General features: G+C 64.0%; 13 protein-coding genes and 1 other RNA gene. 7 read left to right on the top strand and 7 right to left on the bottom strand.

The annotated features are described in order from the left end of the window. Positions 1-43 precede the first annotated feature (43 nt). Complete coding sequence (gene aqpZ, locus APH27_RS23050) at positions 44-742, top strand: aquaporin Z (protein ID WP_027921254.1); 699 nt, start codon at positions 44-46, stop codon at positions 740-742. On the opposite strand, the gene guaD is transcribed toward aqpZ, so the two are convergent. The 4 genes from guaD to xdhA all read right to left on the bottom strand — a co-directional run bounded on the left by guaD (position 739) and on the right by xdhA (position 6908). Continuing rightward, a complete protein-coding gene (guaD, locus tag APH27_RS23045; RefSeq protein WP_027921255.1) occupies positions 739-2043 on the bottom strand; it encodes a guanine deaminase in 1305 nt (434 codons plus the stop codon). The genes aqpZ and guaD overlap by 4 nt on opposite strands. A 10-nt stretch (positions 2044-2053) precedes the next feature. Further along, positions 2054-2899: a xanthine dehydrogenase accessory protein XdhC gene (gene xdhC / locus APH27_RS23040; RefSeq protein ID WP_027921256.1), complete on the bottom strand. Its 846-nt coding sequence runs from the start codon at positions 2897-2899 to the stop codon at positions 2054-2056. 162 nt (positions 2900-3061) lie between these two features. Further along, positions 3062-5461, bottom strand: coding sequence for a xanthine dehydrogenase molybdopterin binding subunit (xdhB, locus tag APH27_RS23035; protein WP_060485990.1), 2400 nt, complete (start codon positions 5459-5461; stop codon positions 3062-3064). Beyond that, positions 5454-6908 carry a xanthine dehydrogenase small subunit gene (xdhA, locus tag APH27_RS23030; RefSeq protein WP_060485989.1) on the bottom strand — a complete coding sequence of 485 codons (1455 nt, stop codon included), beginning with the start codon at positions 6906-6908 and terminating at the stop codon, positions 5454-5456. The genes xdhB and xdhA overlap by 8 nt, the downstream gene beginning before the upstream one ends. Before the next feature lie 267 nt (positions 6909-7175). On the opposite strand from xdhA, the gene APH27_RS23025 reads away from it, so the two are divergent. The 5 genes from APH27_RS23025 to ffs all read left to right on the top strand — a co-directional run bounded on the left by APH27_RS23025 (position 7176) and on the right by ffs (position 15360). Further along, positions 7176-7835 carry a GntR family transcriptional regulator gene (locus tag APH27_RS23025; protein WP_027921259.1) on the top strand — a complete coding sequence of 220 codons (660 nt, stop codon included), beginning with the start codon at positions 7176-7178 and terminating at the stop codon, positions 7833-7835. A 3-nt stretch (positions 7836-7838) separates the two neighbouring features. Continuing rightward, entirely contained in the window at positions 7839-11327 is a 3489-nt protein-coding gene (smc, locus tag APH27_RS23020; protein ID WP_060485988.1) for a chromosome segregation protein SMC, read from the top strand. Positions 11328-11531: 204 nt separating this feature from the next. After that, positions 11532-12422, top strand: coding sequence for a cell division protein ZipA (zipA, locus tag APH27_RS23015; RefSeq protein WP_060485987.1), 891 nt, complete (start codon positions 11532-11534; stop codon positions 12420-12422). Positions 12423-12658: 236 nt separating this feature from the next. Next, a complete protein-coding gene (gene ligA, locus APH27_RS23010) occupies positions 12659-14989 on the top strand; it encodes an NAD-dependent DNA ligase LigA (protein ID WP_027921262.1) in 2331 nt (776 codons plus the stop codon). A 274-nt stretch (positions 14990-15263) separates the two neighbouring features. Next, positions 15264-15360, top strand: an RNA gene (ffs, locus tag APH27_RS23005) — signal recognition particle sRNA small type. Positions 15361-15431: 71 nt separating this feature from the next. Here the strand turns inward: ffs and APH27_RS26490 are convergent. The 3 genes from APH27_RS26490 to APH27_RS22995 all read right to left on the bottom strand — a co-directional run bounded on the left by APH27_RS26490 (position 15432) and on the right by APH27_RS22995 (position 17118). Then, a complete protein-coding gene (locus APH27_RS26490; RefSeq protein ID WP_156335903.1) occupies positions 15432-15611 on the bottom strand; it encodes a hypothetical protein in 180 nt (59 codons plus the stop codon). 170 nt (positions 15612-15781) lie between these two features. Then, positions 15782-16207, bottom strand: a complete 426-nt coding sequence (locus tag APH27_RS23000; protein ID WP_060485986.1) for a hypothetical protein — start codon at positions 16205-16207, stop codon at positions 15782-15784. A gap of 143 nt (positions 16208-16350) precedes the next feature. Further along, positions 16351-17118: an ABC transporter substrate-binding protein gene (locus tag APH27_RS22995; protein ID WP_060485985.1), complete on the bottom strand. Its 768-nt coding sequence runs from the start codon at positions 17116-17118 to the stop codon at positions 16351-16353. A gap of 123 nt (positions 17119-17241) precedes the next feature. Here APH27_RS22995 and dnaX point away from each other — a divergent pair, with 123 nt between their 5' ends. Then, on the top strand, positions 17242-19281 hold the full coding sequence (gene dnaX, locus APH27_RS22990; RefSeq protein ID WP_060485984.1) for a DNA polymerase III subunit gamma/tau: 2040 nt from the start codon (positions 17242-17244) through the stop codon (positions 19279-19281). Positions 19282-19340: the final 59 nt, after the last annotated feature.

Here is a 19340-nt window from a genome sequence, read left to right as displayed (position 1 = left end):
GGGCTTGCGCATCCATTGCGTTCCACTACTTGAGGAAAGGTCGATGACCATGTCTCTGGGTACACGGATGGGGGCCGAGCTGGTCGGCACCTTCTGGTTGGTTCTTGGTGGCTGTGGCAGTGCCGTACTTGCAGCTAGTTCTCCCGTCGGCATCGGCGTGCTTGGTGTCGCTTTCGCTTTCGGTCTCACCGTGCTGACCATGGCGTTCGCCATCGGTCATATCTCCGGCTGTCACCTCAACCCCGCCGTGTCGTTCGGGCTGGTGGTGGGTGGGCGTTTCCCGGCCAAGGAGCTGCTGCCCTACGTCATCGCCCAAGTGATCGGCGCGATTCTGGCAGCTGCAGTGATCTACTTCATCGCCAGCGGCAAGGCCGGCTTCGAGCTTTCATCGGGCCTGGCCTCGAACGGCTACGCCGATCATTCGCCCGGCGGCTATTCGCTGGGGGCGGGTTTTGTCAGTGAAGTGGTGATGACGGCGATGTTCCTGGTGGTGATCATGGGCGCCACCGATGCCCGTGCCCCGGCAGGCTTCGCGCCGATTGCCATCGGCCTGGCCCTGACCCTCATCCACCTGATCTCGATCCCGGTGACCAATACCTCGGTCAACCCCGCGCGCAGCACGGGGCCGGCATTGTTCGTCGGTGGCTGGGCCCTGCAGCAGCTGTGGCTGTTCTGGGTGGCGCCGCTGATCGGGGCTGCGATCGGCGGCGCGCTGTACCGGGGCCTGGCGAAGGAGCCTTAGCGCTGATGCACGCAGCGCCCGGCGGCGTAGGTTTCGCGCACGGTGCGGTCGTCGCCCAGGGTGGTCAGCACGAACAGGGTCTCCTCGATGCTGCTGGACTGCTGAATGCGGTAGTCCAGCAGCGGCGTGGCCTTGTAGTCGAGCACCACGAAATCGGCTTCGTTGCCTGGGCGCAGGCTGCCGATACGGTCGTCCAGGCGCAGTGCGCGCGCGCCACCGAGGGTGGCCAGGTACAGCGATTTGTAAGGGTGCAGGCGCGCGCCTTGCAGCTGCATCACCTTGTAGGCCTCGTTCAGGGTGTTCAGCAGCGAGAAGCTGGTGCCGGCGCCGACGTCGGTGCCCAGGCCCACATTGACCTTGAAGCGCTCGGCCTGGGGCAGGTTGAACAGGCCGCTGCCGAGGAACAGGTTGGAGGTTGGGCAGAACGCCACGGCCGAACCGGTTTCGGCCAGGCGCTGGCATTCGCTGTCGCACAGGTGCACGCCGTGGGCGAACACCGAGCGCTCGCTGAGCAGCTCGAAGTGGTCATAGACGTCCAGGTAGCCTTTTTGCTCGGGGAACAGCTCTTTTACCCAGTCGATTTCCTTGAGGTTCTCGGACAGGTGGGTGTGCATGTACAGCCCTGGGTATTCCTTCAGTAGCTGACCGGCCAAGGCCAGTTGTTCTGGTGTGCTGGTCGGTGCGAAGCGCGGGGTCACCGCGTAGTGCAGGCGGCCCTTGCCGTGCCAGCGTTCGATCAGCTGCTTGCTCTGGGTGTAGCCGGACTCGGCAGTGTCGGTCAGGTAGTCCGGGGCATTGCGATCCATCATGACCTTGCCTGCGATCATCCGCAGGTCCAGGCGCTCGGCTTCTTCGAACAGGGCATTGACCGACTGCGGGTGCACGCTGCCAAACACCAGGGCGGTGGTGGTGCCGTTGCGCAGCAGCTCCTTGAGGAAGATCTTCGCCACCTTGTCGGCGTGATCCTTGTCGGCGAACTGCTTCTCGCAGGGGAAGGTGTAAGTGTTGAGCCAGTCCAGCAGCTGTTCGCCGTAGGAGCCGATCATGCCGGTCTGCGGGAAATGGATGTGGGTATCGATGAAGCCCGGGGTGATCAGGGCGTCCTGGTAGTGCACCACTTCGATATCGGCTGCCAGGTTCGGCAGCAGCTCGCTGGCAGGGCCGACGGCACTGATGCGGCCATCGTCGATCACCAGCAGGCCGTCCTCGAAATACTCATGGGAAGCGTCCAGGCCTACCTCGGCCGGGTCGGCGATGCTGTGCAGGATGGCGGCACGGTAGGCTTTGCGGGTAACGGTCATAACACACTCGTCAAATGGCTTGGCTGCGCCGGGAGGGCGGCAGCAACTGGGCAATGGGGCCGGCGTTGGCGGCAGCGTCGTGCTGGCCGAAGCAGGCGTTGTAGGTGGCAATGATTTCGCCGGCGATGGACACGGCAATCTCGATCGGCAGCTTGCCCTTGACCTCGGGCAGGCCCATCGGGCAGCGCATGCGCGCCAGCACGGCATCGTCGTAGCCGCGCTCGCGCAGGCGGTGCTCGAACTTGACCCGTTTGGTCTTCGAGCCGATCAGGCCGAACCAGGTGAAATCGTTGCGCTTGAGAATGGCGGCGGTCAGTTCCAGGTCGAGCTGGTGGTTGTGGGTCATGACGATGCAGTAGCTGCCTGGTGGCAGGTCCGCGACTTCGTCGACCGGCTCCTCACTGACGACCTTGCTCACCCCGTTGGGAATGAATTCGGGGAATTCCTGTTCGCGCGCGTCGATCCAGCGCACCCGGCAGGGCAGGGCGGCGAGCAAGGGTACCAGAGCACGGCCGACATGGCCCGCGCCGAACACGGCGATCTGCGCCTGCACCGCGGCCATTGGCTCGAACAGCAGCACGGTGGCGCCGCCGCAGCACTGGCCGAGGCTGGCACCGAGGCTGAAGCGCTCCAGGTGCGGGGTGCTGCGGTGTTCCTCGAGCATCTGCCGGGCGATGTGCAGGGCCTTGTATTCCAGATGGCCGCCGCCGATGGTGTCGAACAGGCCGGTGGCGCTGACGACCATCTTCGAGCCGGCGTTGCGCGGGGTCGAGCCGCGCTCCTCGATGATGGTTACCAGCACGCAGGCTTCGCCGCGGGACTGATGGTCGGCGAGGGCGTTGATCCATTGGTGCATGATTCAACCTCTCTCAAGAGCGACATGGTCCGTTGTAGCAGCGGCCTTGTGTCGCGAAAGGGCTGCGCAGCAGGCCCAGGCATCTTCATTGCTGCACAGATCCTGGGGTCGCTGCGCGACCCTTTCGCGACGCAAGGCCGCTCCTACAGGGGCCTTGCATTGTCAGTGGGTGACGGGTTCCAGTTCCGGCTCGGCAGGCTGTGCTGCAGCCACCGCCTTGCGCATCTGCTCGCAACCCCACAACACCCGCTCCGGTGTTGCCGGCGCGTCGATGTTCGGCTGCACGCGATAGTCGGCGATGCTGGCCACGGCATCCTTGAGCGCACACCAGGCGGCGATGCCAAGCATGAACGGTGGCTCGCCCACGGCCTTGGAGTGGAACACCGTGTCTTCCGGGTTCTTGCGGTTCTCCACCAGCTTCACCCGCATGTCCAGCGGCATGTCGGCCACCGCCGGGATCTTGTAGCTGGCCGGGCCGTTGGTCATCAGCTTGCCCTTGGCGTTCCACACCAGCTCTTCGGTGGTCAGCCAGCCCATGCCCTGGATGAAACCGCCTTCGACCTGGCCGATGTCAATGGCCGGGTTCAGCGAGTCACCCACGTCATGCAGGATGTCGGCGCGCAGCATCTTGTACTCGCCGGTCAGGGTATCGACGATCACTTCCACGCAGGCAGCGCCGAAGGCGAAGTAGTAGAACGGCCGGCCGCGCGCCTGGCTGCGGTCGTAGTAGATCTTTGGCGTGCGGTAGAAACCGGTGCTCGACAGCGATACCTGGCCAAAGTAGGCCTGCTGCACCAACTGCTCGAAGCTGACGATCTGGTCGCGCACACGCACATGGCCGTTACGGAACTCGACGTCTTCCTCGGTCACCTGATAGTGCCGTGCGGCAAATTCGGTGAGGCGCTTCTTGAGGATCTCGGCGGCGTTCTGGGCGGCCTTGCCGTTCAGGTCGGCACCGCTGGAGGCTGCAGTCGGCGAGGTGTTGGGCACCTTGTCGGTGTTGGTGGCGGTGATCTGGATGCGGCTGATATCGACTTGGAAGACCTGCGCCACCACCTGTGCCACCTTGGTGTTCAGGCCCTGGCCCATCTCGGTGCCGCCGTGGTTCAGGTGGATGCTGCCGTCGGTATAAATGTGGATCAGCGCGCCGGCCTGGTTGAGGAAGGTGGCGGTGAACGAGATACCGAACTTGACCGGCGTCAGCGCCAGGCCCTTCTTCAAGACCGGGCTGTTGGCGTTGAAGCGGCGGATCGACTCGCGGCGTTCGGCGTAGTCGCTGCTGGCTTCGAGCTCGGCGGTCATTTCCTCGAGCATGTTGTGCTCGACGGTCTGGTAGTAGTGGGTGACGTTGCGCTCGGTCTTGCCGTAATAGTTGGCCTTGCGCACGGCCAGTGGGTCGCGGCCCAGGTGGCGGGCGATGTGGTCCATCACCTGTTCGATGGCGACCATCCCCTGTGGGCCGCCGAAGCCGCGGTAGGCGGTGTTGGAGGCGGTGTTGGTCTTGCAGCGGTGGCCATGCACGGTGGCATCGCCCAGGTAATAGGCGTTGTCGGAGTGGAACATGGCGCGGTCGACGATCGACCCGGACAGGTCGGGCGAGTAGCCGCAGTTGCCGGCCAGGTCGAGGTTGATGCCGTGCAGGCGGCCGTCGTCATCGAAGCCGACATCGTACTCCACGTAGAACGGGTGGCGCTTGCCGGTCATGGTCATGTCTTCGACCCGTGGCAGGCGCATCTTGGTCGGCTGGCCGGTCAGGCGTGCGACCACCGCGCACAGGCAGGCCGGGCTTGCGGCCTGGGTTTCCTTGCCGCCGAAGCCGCCGCCCATGCGGCGCATGTCCAGCACCACCTTGTTCATCGGTACGTCGAGTACTTCGGCGACCAGCTTCTGCACTTCGGTGGGGTTCTGCGTGGAACAGTAGACGATCATGCCGCCGTCCTCGGTGGGCATCACCGAGGAGATCTGGGTTTCCAGGTAGAAGTGCTCCTGGCCGCCGATGTGCAGGGTGCCTTGCAGGCGGTGCGGGGCGCTGGCCAGGGCTGCGGCTGAATCGCCGCGCTGGTGGGTGTGGCTGTCGAGCACGAAGTGCTTCTTGCGCAGCGCATCGACCACGTCCAGCACGGGCTCCAGGTCTTCGTATTCGACGATGGCAGCCATCGCTGCGCGGCGTGCGGTATCGAGGTCGCGAGCGGCCACGGCGAGCACCGGCTGGCCGTAGAACTCGACCTTGTCGATGGCCAGCAGCGGGTCGCCGGCGACCACCGGGCCGATGTCCTTCAGGCCCGGGATGTCTTCGTGGGTGATGGCGATGCGCACGCCTTCGAAGGCGTAGCACGGCGTGGTGTCGATGCGCAGGATGCGCGCATGGGCGCGGTCCGCAGTGCGCGCATAAACGTGCAGCTCGTTGGGGAATTCCAGGCGGTCGTCGATGTACAGCGCTTCGCCCGACACATGCTTGTCGGCGCTGTCGTGCTTGACGCTGCGCCCGACCCCGGTGATCAGGTCCTGGCTGAACAGTTCGGCCATCTCGGCCTGGCTCTTGGCTACGTGATGGTTAGACATAGTCGGTCACCCGGGTCTCGATGTAGGGCGTTTGTTGTTCGATGAAGTACTTGCGCAGCAGGTTCTGTGCGGTCAGCAAGCGGTACTCCTTGCTGGCGCGGAAATCGCTGAGCGGGGTGAAGTCTTCGGCCAGGGCCTGGCAGGCACGCTCGATGCTGGCCTGGTTCCACGGTTTGCCGCGCAAGGCCGCTTCGCAGGCGCGGGCGCGTTTCGGGATGGCTGCCATGCCGCCGAAGGCGATGCGTACGCCGCTGACCACGCCGTCTTCGATGCTCAGGTTGAAGGCGGCGCACACGGCGGAGATGTCGTCGTCCAGGCGCTTGGACACTTTATAGGCACGGAAGGCCCAGTCGTTGCTGGCACGTGGCACGATGATCTTCTCGATGAACTCGCTGTCCTGGCGGGCGGTGATGCGGTAGTCAATGAAGTAGTCTTCCAGCGGCATCACCCGCTGGCGCTCGCCCTGGCGCAGGACCACCTGCGCATCCAGGGCGATCAGCAGGGGCGGCGAGTCGCCGATTGGCGAGGCGTTGCCGATGTTGCCGCCCAGGGTGCCCTGGTTGCGGATCTGCAGCGAGGCGAAGCGGTGCAGCAGGTCGCCGAAGTCCGGGTACTCCTCGTTGAGTGCGCCGTAACAGTCGGTCAGCGGGGTGGCAGCGCCGATTTCCAGGTGGCTGGCGGTCTTGTCGATGCGCTTGAGTTCGGCGACGTGGCCGACGTAGATCATCACCGGCAGGGTCTTGTGGAACTGGGTGACTTCCAGAGCCAGGTCGGTACCACCGGCCAGCAGGCGCGCTTCGGGGTGCGAGCTGTACAGGTCGGCCAGGTCGGCCACGGTCAGCGGCACCAGGCAGCGCTTGTCGCCGCTGTTGAGCTCGCCGGTCTGGGTGGGGGCGATGGCCTTCAGGCGGGCGATGGTTTGCGCCTGCTGGGCGTCGAACTGGTCGCGGCAAGGCTGGCGGCAGCTTTGCTCGGCAGCGTCGAGGATCGGGCGGTAACCGGTGCAGCGGCAAAGGTTGCCGGCCAGGGCCTCCTGGGCCTGATGCAGGTCGGCGCCCTGGCTGTTCTTCTGCAGGGCGAACAGCGACATGACGAAGCCAGGTGTGCAGAAGCCGCATTGCGAGCCGTGGCAGTCGGCCATGGCCTGTTGCACGCTGTGCAACTGCCCGTCGTGCTTGAGCCCTTCGACGCTGATCAGTTGCTTGCCGTGCAAGGAGGAGACGAAGGTCAGGCAGGAGTTCAGGCTGCGGTAGCGCAGCTTGTCCTCGCCTAGTTCGTCCTGGACAAGCTCGCCGACCACCACGGTGCAGGCGCCGCAGTCGCCACTGGCGCAGCCTTCTTTGGTGCCGGGTTTGCCCAGGTGCTCACGCAGGTACTGCAGCACCGTCATGTTCGGGTCCAGGGCATGCTCACTACGCAGCGCCTGGTTGACGAGAAACTGGATCACGGGGATGGCCTCGCAATGGTTTTATTGTTGTTGGGCGGACAATAAGCAGACCTGTCGCGGTGGTCAATAATTTTCTGACTCAAAGGTCAGGAAATTATTCATGCTGATGTCTCACCGAAAAATGTGCCCATACCTTAAGCATAGATCGCGCCGTCCGGCTGTCTGCCCGGCAGGTCAAAGAAAGCGCCACGCCCCTCTGCGCGTGTGCTGGGCAAGTGCGCTACAATCGCTCCCTTGTGCCCAGTTCAATGATTTTGAAGGAAAACCATGACGTTCAAGGCGCCGGACAGCCTCGCCGAGCAGATTGCCGACTACCTGGCCGAACGCATCATTCGCGGCGAGCTTGCGCCCGGTGAGCGGATCCAGGAGCAGAAGGTCACCCAGGCACTCAGTGTCAGCCGTGGCTCGGTGCGCGAAGCGTTATTGATCCTCGAACGTCGCCATCTGGTGGCGATCCTGCCGCGTCGTGGCGCCCATGTGACCCAACTGGACGAGCGCGGCGTGCGCAGCCTGTGCACCTTGATGGGCGAGTTCTACATCCTGCTGGGCAATGCGGTTGCACAAAAGTGGCGCACCGAGGGCGACCTGCGCCCGTTCCTGGACATCCAGCAGCGCCTGCGCCAGGCCCGCGAGCAGCAGGACATCAAGGTCTTCGTCGCCGACAGCTTTGCGGTAATGCGTGCTGCCTACCCGTTCGCAGACAACCCTTACCTGCAGGAAACGGTCGAGAACCTGCAGCCGGCCATGAGCCGTGCCTACTACCTGGCCCTGGATCAGCGCCAGGCCAACATGGACGACTACCTCGACCTGTTCGCCCGCCTGCTCGAAGCCGTGGTTGCCCGCGACCTGCCGCGCATCCGCGAGGTACTCACCGCCTATGGCCAGCGCAGCTGCGAACTGGTGCTGGCGGCGCTGGCCCGGGGCTGACCGATGCGCCTGAAGTGCATTCGCCTGGCCGGGTTCAAGTCGTTCGTCGACCCCACTACGGTCAACTTCCCCAGCAACATGGCGGCCGTCGTCGGCCCCAATGGCTGCGGCAAGTCCAACATCATCGACGCGGTGCGCTGGGTGATGGGCGAGAGTTCGGCGAAGAACCTGCGTGGCGAGTCGATGACCGATGTCATCTTCAACGGCTCCACCAGCCGCAAGCCGGTGAGCCAGGCCAGCATCGAGCTGGTATTCGACAACAGCGAAACCACCTTGCTCGGCGAGTACGCCGCCTACGCCGAGATTTCCATCCGCCGCAAGGTGACTCGTGACGGGCAGAACAGCTATTACCTGAACGGCACCAAGTGCCGCCGTCGGGACATCACCGACATCTTCCTCGGCACAGGCCTGGGCCCGCGCAGCTATTCGATCATCGAGCAGGGCATGATTTCCAAGCTGATCGAGGCCAAGCCCGAAGAGCTGCGCAATTTCATCGAAGAGGCGGCCGGCATCTCCAAGTACAAGGAGCGCCGCCGCGAGACCGAAAGCCGCATACGCCGCACCCAGGAGAACCTGGCGCGGCTGACCGACCTGCGCGAAGAGCTGGAGCGTCAGCTCGAACGCCTGCATCGCCAGGCCCAGGCTGCCGAAAAGTACCGTGAATACAAGGCCCAGGAACGCCAGCTCAAGGCGCGCCTGTCGGCCCTGCGTTGGCGCGACCTGGACGAGCGCGTGCGCCAGCGCGAGGCGGTGATCGGTGACCAGGATGTCGCCCATGAGGCGCTGGTTGCCGAGCAGCGTAACGCCGACGCCAGCATCGAGCGCCTGCGCGACGGCCACCACGAGCTGTCGGAGCGCTTCAATCAGGTGCAGGGGCGCTTCTATTCGGTGGCCGGTGATATCGCTCGGGTGGAACAGAGCATCCAGCACGGCCAGCAGCGCCTGCGCCAGTTGCAGGACGACTTCAAGGAAGCCGAGCGTACCCGCCAGGAAACCGAATCGCACCTGGGCCATGACCGCACCCTGCTGGCCACCCTGGGTGAAGAGCTGGCCATGCTCGAGCCGGAGCAGGAGCTGACCCTGGCCGCCGCCGAAGAGGCTGCCGCCACCCTCGAAGAAGCCGAGTTGGGCATGCACGGCTGGCAGGAGCAGTGGGACAGCTTCAACACCCGCTCCTCCGAACCGCGGCGTCAGGCCGAAGTGCAGCAGGCGCGCCTGCAGCAGCTGGAAGCCAGCATGGAGCGCCTGGCCGAACGCCAACGCAAGCTGGTCGAGGAAAGCGGACAACTGGCGTTAGATCCGCAGGATGCTTCCCTGCTGGAGCTTTCCGAACAGCTGGCCAGCAGCGAAATGTTGCTCGAAGAGTTGCAGTTGTCGGAGCAGCAGGTGGTCGAGCGCCTGGAAAGCGTGCGCGAGCAGCTGCAACAGGCGACCCAGGCCCAGCAACAGCAGCAGGGCGACCTGCAGCGCCTCGGCGGCCGCCTGGCCTCGCTGGAGGCGCTGCAGCAGGCCGCCCTGGAACCGGGCATCGGTGCTGCCGACTGGCTGCGCGAACAAGGCCTGGAGCAGCGACCGCGCCTGGCCGAGGGGCTGCGCGTGGAGCCGGGTTGGGAGCTGGCGGTGGAAACCGTGCTGGGCGCCGATTTGCAGGCTGTGCTGCTGGACGATTTTGCCGGCCTGGATTTCAACGCCCTGGAGCAGGGCGAGCTACGCCTGTTGCTGGCGGCTGGGGGCGGTCAGCGTCAGCCCGGCAGCCTGCTCGACAAGGTCGAAGGGCGTATCGATCTGGCCCCGTGGCTGGGCCGGGTGCAGCCGGTCGAAGACCTCGCCGAGGCCTTGGCAAGGCGCGCAGCGCTGGGGGACGGGCAGAGCCTGGTGAGTCGCGATGGCTATTGGGTTGGCCGCCATTTCCTGCGCGTCAGCCGGGGTGGCGAAGCCCAGGGTGGCGTGCTGGCTCGCGGCCAGGAAATCGAACGCCTGGGCCAGGAGCAACTGGAGCTTGAAGCAACGCTGGAGCATCAGGAGCAGCAGCTTCAGGTAACCCGCGAGCAGCAGCTGGAGCTGGAGGAGCAGCGTGAGCAGCTGCGCCGCCGCACCCAGGAAGAAAGCCGCCAGCACGGCGAGTTCAAGGCCAGCCTGTCCGCCGGCCGTGCCCGCGCCGAGCAGGTCGAGCTGCGCCGCCGCCGACTGCAGGAAGAGCTGGCTGAGCTTCAGGAGCAGCGCACCTTGGAGCAGGAGCAATTGGGCGAGGCGCGCCTGGTGCTGCAGGAGGCTCTGGACCTGATGGCCCAGGACACCGAGCAGCGAGAGCAGTTGATGGCGCGCCGCGACACCTTGCGCGAAGGCCTCGATCGCATCCGCCAGGAAGCCCGCCAGCACAAGGATCACGCCCATCAGTTGGCCGTGCGCCTGGGTTCGCTGCGCGCTCAGCACGACTCCACCCGCCAGGCCTTGGAGCGTCTGGAGCAGCAGGCCGCACGCCTGAGCGAGCGTCAGGAGCAACTGAGCCTGAACCTTGAAGAGGGTGAGGCTCCGCTCGAAGAGTTGCGCCTGAAGCTCGAAGAGCTGCTGGAGCGGCGCATGAGCGTGGACGAAGAAATGCGCCTGGCGCGGCTGCACATGGACGAAGCCGACCGCGCACTGCGCGACGCCGAAAAGCGCCGCACCCAGGCCGAACAGCAAGCCCAGCTGCTGCGCGGCCAGCTGGAGCAGATGCGCCTGGAAAACCAGGGTCTGGACATCCGCCGCAAGACCTTGCAGGAACAACTGCTGGCCGACGGCTACGATTTGCAGGGCGTGCTCGCCACCGTCGAGGCGGATGCCAGCGAGCAGGGCACCGAGCAGGAGCTGGAGCAGACCGAAGGGCGCATTCAGCGCCTGGGTGCGATCAACCTGGCGGCCATCGAGGAATACGAGCAGCAGTCGGAGCGCAAGCGTTATCTGGACGCCCAGGATGCTGACCTGGTCGAAGCCCTGGATACCTTGGAAAACGTCATTCGCAAGATCGACAAGGAGACCCGCAACCGCTTCAAGGATACCTTTGATCAGATAAATGCCGGATTACAGGCACTTTTTCCAAAAGTTTTCGGTGGCGGCAGCGCTTATCTGGAACTGACGGGCGAAGATCTACTCGATACAGGGGTGACGATCATGGCGCGTCCGCCGGGCAAGAAGAACAGCACCATCCATCTGCTGTCCGGCGGCGAGAAGGCACTGACCGCGTTGGCGCTGGTGTTTGCCATCTTCAAGTTGAACCCCGCACCGTTCTGCATGCTCGACGAAGTCGATGCGCCGCTGGACGATGCCAACGTCGGGCGCTACGCCCGGCTGGTCAAGGAAATGAGTGAAAGCGTGCAGTTCATCTACATCACCCATAACAAGATTGCCATGGAGATGGCGGACCAATTGATGGGGGTGACCATGCATGAGCCCGGTTGTTCACGTCTTGTTGCAGTTGATGTCGAGGAGGCGCTGGCCATGGTAGACGCCTGATGAGGGAAGATAGGGCGAAAACTGTAGGCAAATGCCCCTGTCATGTGCGACAGACGGTGTAAAGTTGTCTTTGGTCGTGCTAGCTTAATGTCACTCGTTTTTTGCGTGGGTAAAACGCCTGTCAGAACATAGAGTTGGCGCCACGTGTTAAAGGGCTTTGAACCCTTTGTTTTCAAGCATATTTTTATAGAGGCACGGGATTACATGGAAATCGGTCTGCGCGAGTGGCTGATCGTCATCGGCGTCATTGTCATCGCCGGTATTCTTTTCGACGGCTGGCGCCGCATGCGCGGCGGAAAAGGCAAGCTGAAATTCCGTCTGGATCGCAGTTATTCCAACCTGCCGGACGAGGAGGGCAGCGCTGAAGTGCTCGGCCCGTCGCGGGTGCTGGATACCCAGAAGGAGCCTGAACTGGACGAGGCCGACCTGCCGTCGCTCAGCGCACCGGCGCGTGAGCGCGAACGTGAGCGCGAGCCCAAGCCGGTCAAGGCCAGCAAGCGTGGCAAGCGTACGGCAGAGGCGCAGCAGCAGGGTGACCTGAACCTGGCCGCCGAACCGCGCGAGCCTGACCTGTTTGCCGATGCTGACGAAGAATTTGTCGCTGACAACACCCGCAGCAGCGGCTTTGCCGCCACCGGCAACGCGGCCAAGGAGCTGCCGCCGGTCGAGGAAGTGCTGGTGATCAGCGTGATTTCCCGCGATGAGGGCGGTTTCAAGGGGCCAGCCCTGCTGCAGAACATCCTGGAAAGCGGCCTGCGTTTTGGCGAGATGGACATCTTCCACCGCCACGAAAGCATGGCGGGTCACGGCGAAGTGCTGTTCTCCATGGCCAACGCAGTCAAGCCAGGCATCTTCGACCTGGACGACATCGACCACTTCAGCACCCGTGCCGTGAGCTTCTTCCTCGGCCTGCCTGGTCCGCGTCATCCGAAGCAGGCCTTTGACGTGATGGTGGCTGCGGCGCGCAAGCTGGCCCATGAGCTCAATGGCGAGCTGAAGGACGACCAGCGCAGCGTGCTGACCGCGCAGACCATCGAGCACTACCGCCAGCGCATCGTCGAGTTCGAGCGCCGTGCGCTGACCCAGAAACGCTGATAGATCCAGACGAAAGAGCAGCCTGTGGGCATGCTGGCCGGTTCAAGACGTGTTGTCGTCTGTGCCGGTCCCTTCGCGGGCAAGCCCGCTCCCACAGGTATGCCACTGCCCATGAGGCGTGTGGCGTACCTGTGGGAGCGGGCTTGCCCGCGAAGGGGCCGACACAGGTAGTCAGACTCTTAAGCCCCAAGCATCCCTCCAGGCTGCTCTTTTTGCTTTGCAAGAGACCCTGACCCATGAACGCCGAAACCCGAATCCACGAACTGCGCGCCGAGCTCGACCAGCACAACTACCGCTACTACGTGCTCGACGAGCCAAGCGTGCCCGATGCCGAATACGATCGTCTGTTCAATGAACTGAAGGCGCTCGAGGCCGAGCACCCGCACCTGGTCACCCCTGATTCGCCAACCCAGCGTGTCGGGGGGGCTGCCTTGGCTGCCTTTAGCCAGGTGCGTCATGAAGTGCCGATGCTCAGCCTTGGCAACGCCTTCGAAGAAGCTGACCTGCGCGAATTCGGCCGCCGCGTGGTCGATGGGCTCGACCAGCCGGGCGCCGTGGATTTCAGCTGCGAACCGAAACTCGATGGCCTGGCAGTAAGCCTGCTGTACCGCGATGGTCAGTTGGTGCAAGGCGCTACCCGTGGCGACGGCACGACCGGCGAAGACATCAGTGCCAATGTGCGCACCGTGCGCAACATCCCGCTGAAGCTGCAGGGCGAAGGCTGGCCCGCCGTGCTTGAAGTGCGTGGCGAGGTGTACATGAGCAAGGCCGGCTTCGACCGCCTCAATGCCGCCCAGGCCGAGGCCGGTGGCAAGACCTTCGCCAACCCTCGCAACGCGGCGGCCGGCAGCCTGCGCCAGCTGGACTCGAAGATCACCGCCAGCCGCCCGCTGGAGTTCTGCTGCTACGGTGTCGGGCAGGTGTCCGAGAGCATCGGCGAGAGCCATATCGGCATTCTCGAGCAGCTCAAGCAGTGGGGCCTGCCGATCAGTCGCGAGCTCAGGCATGCGGCCGGCATCGAAGAGTGCCTGGCCTACTACCGCGACATTGGCGAACGGCGCAACAGCCTGCCGTACGAGATCGATGGCGTGGTGTTCAAGGTCAACAGCCTGGCGGCTCAGCGCGAGCTGGGCTTCCGTGCGCGCGAACCACGCTGGGCCATCGCCCACAAGTTCCCGGCCATGGAAGAGCTCACCGAAGTGCTGGATGTGGAATTCCAGGTCGGCCGTACCGGCGCGGTCACGCCAGTGGCGCGCCTGAAGCCGGTCAAGGTGGCAGGTGTGACCGTGTCCAACGCCACCCTGCACAACATGGACGAAATCGCCCGGCTGGGCCTGCGCATCGGTGACACGGTGATCATTCGCCGTGCCGGTGACGTGATTCCCCAGGTGATGCAGGTGGTGCTCGAACGCCGCCCCGAAGATGCGCGGCCGGTCGAAGTGCCGACCGAGTGCCCGGTGTGTGGCTCCCAGGTCGAGCGCACTCAATTGGTCAAGCGCAGCAAGGGCAAGGAAACCACCAGCGAAGGCGCGGTGTATCGATGCGTCGGCCGTCTGGCCTGTGGTGCCCAGCTCAAGCAGGCAATCATCCACTACGTTTCTCGCCGTGCCATGGACATTGATGGCCTGGGCGAGAAGAGCGTCGAGCAGTTGGTGGATGAGGACCTGATCGGCTCTCCGGCAGACCTGTACAAGTTGGAGTTCGACCAGATCGTCGGCCTTGAAGGTTTCGCCGAGGTTTCCAGCAGGAAACTGCTGGACGCCATCGAGGCCAGCAAACGCCCGAGCCTGGCGCGCTTCATCTATGCCCTGGGTATCCCGGATGTGGGCGAGGAAACCGCCAAGGTCCTGGCCCGCTCGCTGGGCAGCCTGACGCGCGTGCAGCAGGCGCTGCCGCAGGTGCTGACCTATCTTCCGGACATCGGCCTGGAGGTAGCGTACGAGATCCACAACTTCTTCGAGGACGAGCACAACCGCACGGTCATCGAGCAGTTGCTGGCCTGCGGCATGCAGTTGCAGGATGAGGGCGAGCTGGCCGCCGAGTTTGCCGCCAGCACTACCCTGGCTGGCATGATCGCCAAGCTCGACATACCCTCCGTCGGGCCGACAGGTGCGGAAAAACTGGTGGCCAAGCTCGACAGCCTGGACAAGATCATTGCGGCTGACGGCATCGACCTGCGCCAGGCGCTGGCGGCCAAACAGGCCGAAGCGGTGCGCGATTTCTTCAAAGTCCCGGCGAACCAGCAGCTGGCCCGCGACATCGAGGCACAACTGCTGGCCTTCGGTATGCACTGGAGCAGCGAGAAGAAAGTTGCCGAAGGCCTGCCACTGGCCGGCCAGACCTGGGTGCTGACAGGGTCGCTGGAGCGCTTCAGCCGTGACATAGCCAAGGAAAAGCTGGAAGGCCTGGGCGCCAAGGTAGCCGGCTCGGTCTCCGGCAAGACCCACTGTGTGGTCGCAGGCCCTGGTGCCGGCTCCAAGCTGGCCAAGGCCAGTGAGCTTGGTGTGAAGGTGCTGGATGAGGAAGCCTTCGTCACTTTCCTGGCAGGGCATGGCATCACTGTCTGATCCTGCGCGGCCTTTGTAGGAGCGGCCTTGTGTCGCGAAAGGGGTGCGAAGCGCCCCCCTGTCAGTGCCGTGACTCGATTTTGCGGGGGCTGCTTTACAGCCCTTTCGCGACACAAGGCCGCTCCTGCACGAGCCCTGTGCCAGGGCCCGATCACCCTGGCCCCGGACAAGTCATTGAGAAATGATGACTTTTTCTCGCGCAGAGGTTGTATCTTGGCCCCAGACCGGTACAATGGCGCGGCTCGCTGCTTGGCGAGCCGCGTAGTGGTGGCCCCATCGGTCCCCCCGCATTGATTACCCGTTAACCTGGTCAGGCCCGGAAGGGAGCAGCCATAGCGGGAACATCGAGTGCCGGGGTGTGGCTGGTGGGGCCGCCTCCATTTCCGGGGTCGGAAAGTTGCATTCGGCCTGCGCATTACCTTTCCCATCTTGTGATCACTGGTTACAGCTGTCGCCTGATCTCGGTGCCGACAACGATCACGATCAACGAAAACCCCGCTCCCAGGCAGAAAGGCAGCAGCGCTTGCCAAGCTGATTCACTCCTGGCTTTGCGCAGGGTTTTTTCCACTGCTTCAAGATCAAGATGAAAGGGCTCGCGAATTCCCTGGGTGGAACGGCACATCGTTCGCTTCGGGTGTTGTTGTAGTCTCGGTAGCCTTGAATCCCCGGTAGCGACAGTCGGCTGGCGCTGAAGCGCAAGTGAGCGTGTAGCGCCTGGCAGGCACGTGCCACAGCAGCTTCAGCGGCTGTGAGATTGAGCGCCGCCTGTGCGACGCTCTGCGGCTGATGGCCTCAAAGGTTGTATTTCTCATCAATACGGCGTTTGTCGAGCGCATAGCGCTTGATGTCGATCGCTTCAGTCTCCAACTGGGCATCCAACTCGTCCATATCGCGTTTTTTCAGCGCTGCGATATGGGCCTTGGTGGCTTGATAGTTGATCATCTCTGCAGCGTCATGCCCGCTGACGGGGTCCCAGAGGATGGAGAGCGGCCAGCACAGCAGGTTCACCACGCCAAAGCCGTAGGCGCGGCCGTAGAACGACCCGCCACCTGGAAGCAGGCCGAGGCCGGCGGCAAGCCCGGGTTTTTTCTCTTCTACCGACAGGTTTCTGGCGCGATAGCCAGCGAGTTCCGACTCTTGGACCGAATTGAGGCCGGTGGCACAGCCAGTGGTCAGCGCTATCAATGCGGCAGCGGTCAGATTTCGAGCGGTGGACATGCAACTTTCCTTAGTGTGGATACGGTTCTCGCCCGCCGCAGGGCGTCGGGGCGCGTAACTTTACACTGAGTGATGGCACATTGATATTGAGTCGCCGCTGGCAGGTCGGGATTGACTGTCAGGCGGTCGTTAGCCAATTCAGCTCAAGGCTGGACCACCGAAACCTCCCCCGAATACTCCGTTGCCCCATACCGCCGCACAATCCGTTCGATCTCCCCCGACTGCCTCATGCGCACCAGGGCCCGCAAGATGCCTTGGGTTGGTATCGCCGGGTCGTTCCTCACCATGCACCCCAGCGCCTGTTCCTCCAGCACCGCCTGCACCTGCAGCCGCTGCCCGGCAGGCAAACCCTGGTTGAACCACTGCAGCGAAAGCTCATTGCTCACCGCATGCCGATACCGCCCGATCTGCAGCTTCTGCAGTGCCAATTGCTGGCTACGGCTGTCCTCGCGCTGCAGGCGCCCTTGGGCAAACAACGGCTCCAGCGTGCCGTAGGCATACCCCAGCACCGTACCGATTGCCTGGGGCGGCAGTTGTTCGGGGTCGATAGGGGTATCGTCATCAGGTCGCCCGACCAGTACATCACGCTGCAGAAGTAACGGAATGCTCCAGACAAAATTCCCTGGCCGATCATTGAACCACTGGCTGCTGACATAGCAGCGTACATCGATATCGCCAGCATCCATCGCCTGTTGCAGGCGCAGGCGGGCCAGCACGTGGTATTCCGGTCGCACGCCGGCTTCCCCGGCCAGCGCCTGCAGAAGATCAAAGACCAGGCCCTCCACCGGCTGGCCGCCCTCGACCCGCACCAGCGGCATGCTCCAGCTCTCGGCCACGGAAAAGCGCAGCACCGGTTGATCCGCCAGGCTGTGGGTGCACCAGAGCAATAGCAGGGCCAGCAGTCGTCGCAATGCACATCCTCCTTGAACAGCGCGCCAGTTGCTTAGCTTAGACGAACTGTGCAGGGTGCAATTTTGCCCCCGCTCCGCTAGCATTAGCGATCTTCCGCTCGATCAGGCTGCGATGGTTTTTCGATGAGTTATCAGGTTCTTGCACGTAAATGGCGTCCGCGCTCGTTCCGCGAAATGGTCGGCCAGACCCATGTGCTCAAGGCCTTGATCAATGCCTTGGACAACCAGCGCCTGCACCACGCCTACCTGTTTACCGGTACGCGGGGGGTGGGCAAGACTACCATTGCGCGAATCATCGCCAAATGCCTCAACTGCGAAACCGGCATTACCTCCACGCCTTGTGGAGTCTGCTCGGTGTGCAGGGAGATCGACGAAGGCCGTTTCGTCGACCTGATCGAGATCGACGCCGCCAGCCGCACCAAGGTCGAAGACACCCGCGAGCTGCTCGATAACGTGCAGTACGCGCCGAGCCGTGGGCGCTTCAAGGTCTACCTGATCGACGAAGTGCACATGCTCTCCACCCACTCGTTCAACGCCTTGCTCAAGACGCTTGAAGAGCCACCGCCCTACGTCAAGTTCATCCTCGCCACCACCGACCCGCAGAAGCTGCCGGCCACCATCCTGTCGCGCTGCCTGCAGTTCTCGCTCAAGAACATGAGCCCGGAGCGGGTGGTCGAGCACCTGAGCCACGTGCTGCAGGCCGAAAACGTGCCGTTCGAGGCGGATGCCCTGTGGCTGCTCGGCCGTGCTGCCGATGGTTCGATGCGTGACGCCATGAGCCTCACCGATCAGGCCATCGCCTTCGGTGAGGGCAAGGTACTGGCAGCCGATGTGCGCGCCATGCTCGGCAGCCTCGATCATGGCCAGGTCTATGGCGTGCTGCAGGCGCTGCTCGAAGGGGATGCGCGGGCGCTGCTCGAAGCCGTGCGCAACCTTGCCGAGCAGGGGCCGGACTGGAGCGGGGTGCTGGCCGAGATGCTCAATGTGCTGCACCGCGTGGCCATCGCCCAGGCGCTGCCCGAGGCGGTGGACAATGGCCAGGGCGATCGCGACCGGGTGCTGGCACTGGCGTCGGCGTTGCCGGCCGAAGACGTGCAGTTCTACTACCAGATGGGCCTGATCGGCCGTCGCGACCTGCCGTTGGCGCCGGACCCGCGGGGCGGTTTCGAAATGGTCTTGCTGCGCATGCTGGCGTTCCGGCCGGCGGATACCGACGATGCGCCGAAGCCGGTGCTAAAGCCAGTGGGGATCAGCCAGGCCACAGCTGATCCGGCAACCCCGGTGGCAGCGCCAGCCGTTGCTGTCGAGGCGCCTGTGGTTGCGGTGTCGCAGCCTGCGCCAGTGGCACCTGCTGCAGAGGTTGAGGCCGCACCGGTTGTGGCTCCGGCTCCGGCGCCTGAGCCAGCACCTGAACCTGAACCTGAAGTTGCCGCACCTGAGCCGGCGGTTGTGGAAGAGGTCATCGACCTGCCTTGGGAGGAGCCTGCTGCCGCGCCTGCGCCCGAGCCAGTAGCAGCCCCAGCACCGATTGCAGCCTCGCATAACGCCCAGCCAGCTTACGACGAGCCGCCCTTCGACCCGTCGGCCTACGCTTCGGCTGGCATGGACCGCGACGACGAGCCGCCAATGGACGAGGACTACTACGGTGGCGAAAGCGACCCGGCAGGCTTCAGCTACCTCGATGAGCTGGCAGAACACGTTCAGGAAGAACCCCAGGCCGCAACGCCCGAACCGCTGCCGGCTGCTCAACCGGCGACCGGCCTGGCCCTGCAATGGCTGGAGTTGTTCCCACAGTTGCCTGTGTCCGGCATGACAGGCAACATCGCTGCAAACTGTACGCTGATGGCTGCCGACGGTGACGATTGGCTGCTGCACCTGGACCCAGGCCAGGGCGCGCTGTTCAACAGCACCCAGCAACGCCGGCTGAACGAGGCGCTCAACCAGCACCTGGGGCGTACCCTGAACCTGCGGATCGAACTGATTCGCCCCGAACAGGAAACCCCGGCCCAGGCAGCGTCGCGCAAGCGCGCCGAGCGCCAGCAGGACGCCGTGCACTCGATCGAACAGGATCCGTTGATCCAGCAGATGATCAAGCTGTTCGGTGCCACGGTACGACAGGATACTATTGAGCCTGTAGAAGCCCTGGTCAGCCAGGGCCAGTAATCACAACCATGCGGCCGGCCCCTCGTCGTGCCGCATCATATGACCCAATCGAGGTATAC

It is taken from the genome of Pseudomonas sp. NBRC 111123 (assembly GCF_001320205.1).
Lineage (GTDB): Bacteria > Pseudomonadota > Gammaproteobacteria > Pseudomonadales > Pseudomonadaceae > Aquipseudomonas > Aquipseudomonas putida_J.
The sequence above is the reverse complement of the archived record's forward strand: the minus strand, read 5'-3'. Positions and strand labels throughout refer to the sequence as shown.

Excerpts from the sequence above, each read along its gene's own strand:
- aqpZ (WP_027921254.1), top strand. The coding sequence starts at position 44 with ATGACCATGTCTCTGGGTACACGGATGGGGGCCGAGCTGGTCGGCACC.
- guaD (WP_027921255.1), bottom strand. The coding sequence starts at position 2,043 with ATGACCGTTACCCGCAAAGCCTACCGTGCCGCCATCCTGCACAGCATC.
- xdhC (WP_027921256.1), bottom strand. The coding sequence starts at position 2,899 with ATGCACCAATGGATCAACGCCCTCGCCGACCATCAGTCCCGCGGCGAA.
- xdhB (WP_060485990.1), bottom strand. The coding sequence starts at position 5,461 with ATGTCTAACCATCACGTAGCCAAGAGCCAGGCCGAGATGGCCGAACTG.
- APH27_RS23025 (WP_027921259.1), top strand. The coding sequence starts at position 7,176 with ATGACGTTCAAGGCGCCGGACAGCCTCGCCGAGCAGATTGCCGACTAC.
- smc (WP_060485988.1), top strand. The coding sequence starts at position 7,839 with ATGCGCCTGAAGTGCATTCGCCTGGCCGGGTTCAAGTCGTTCGTCGAC.
- zipA (WP_060485987.1), top strand. The coding sequence starts at position 11,532 with ATGGAAATCGGTCTGCGCGAGTGGCTGATCGTCATCGGCGTCATTGTC.
- ligA (WP_027921262.1), top strand. The coding sequence starts at position 12,659 with ATGAACGCCGAAACCCGAATCCACGAACTGCGCGCCGAGCTCGACCAG.
- APH27_RS26490 (WP_156335903.1), bottom strand. The coding sequence starts at position 15,611 with ATGTGCCGTTCCACCCAGGGAATTCGCGAGCCCTTTCATCTTGATCTT.
- APH27_RS23000 (WP_060485986.1), bottom strand. The coding sequence starts at position 16,207 with ATGTCCACCGCTCGAAATCTGACCGCTGCCGCATTGATAGCGCTGACC.
- dnaX (WP_060485984.1), top strand. The coding sequence starts at position 17,242 with ATGAGTTATCAGGTTCTTGCACGTAAATGGCGTCCGCGCTCGTTCCGC.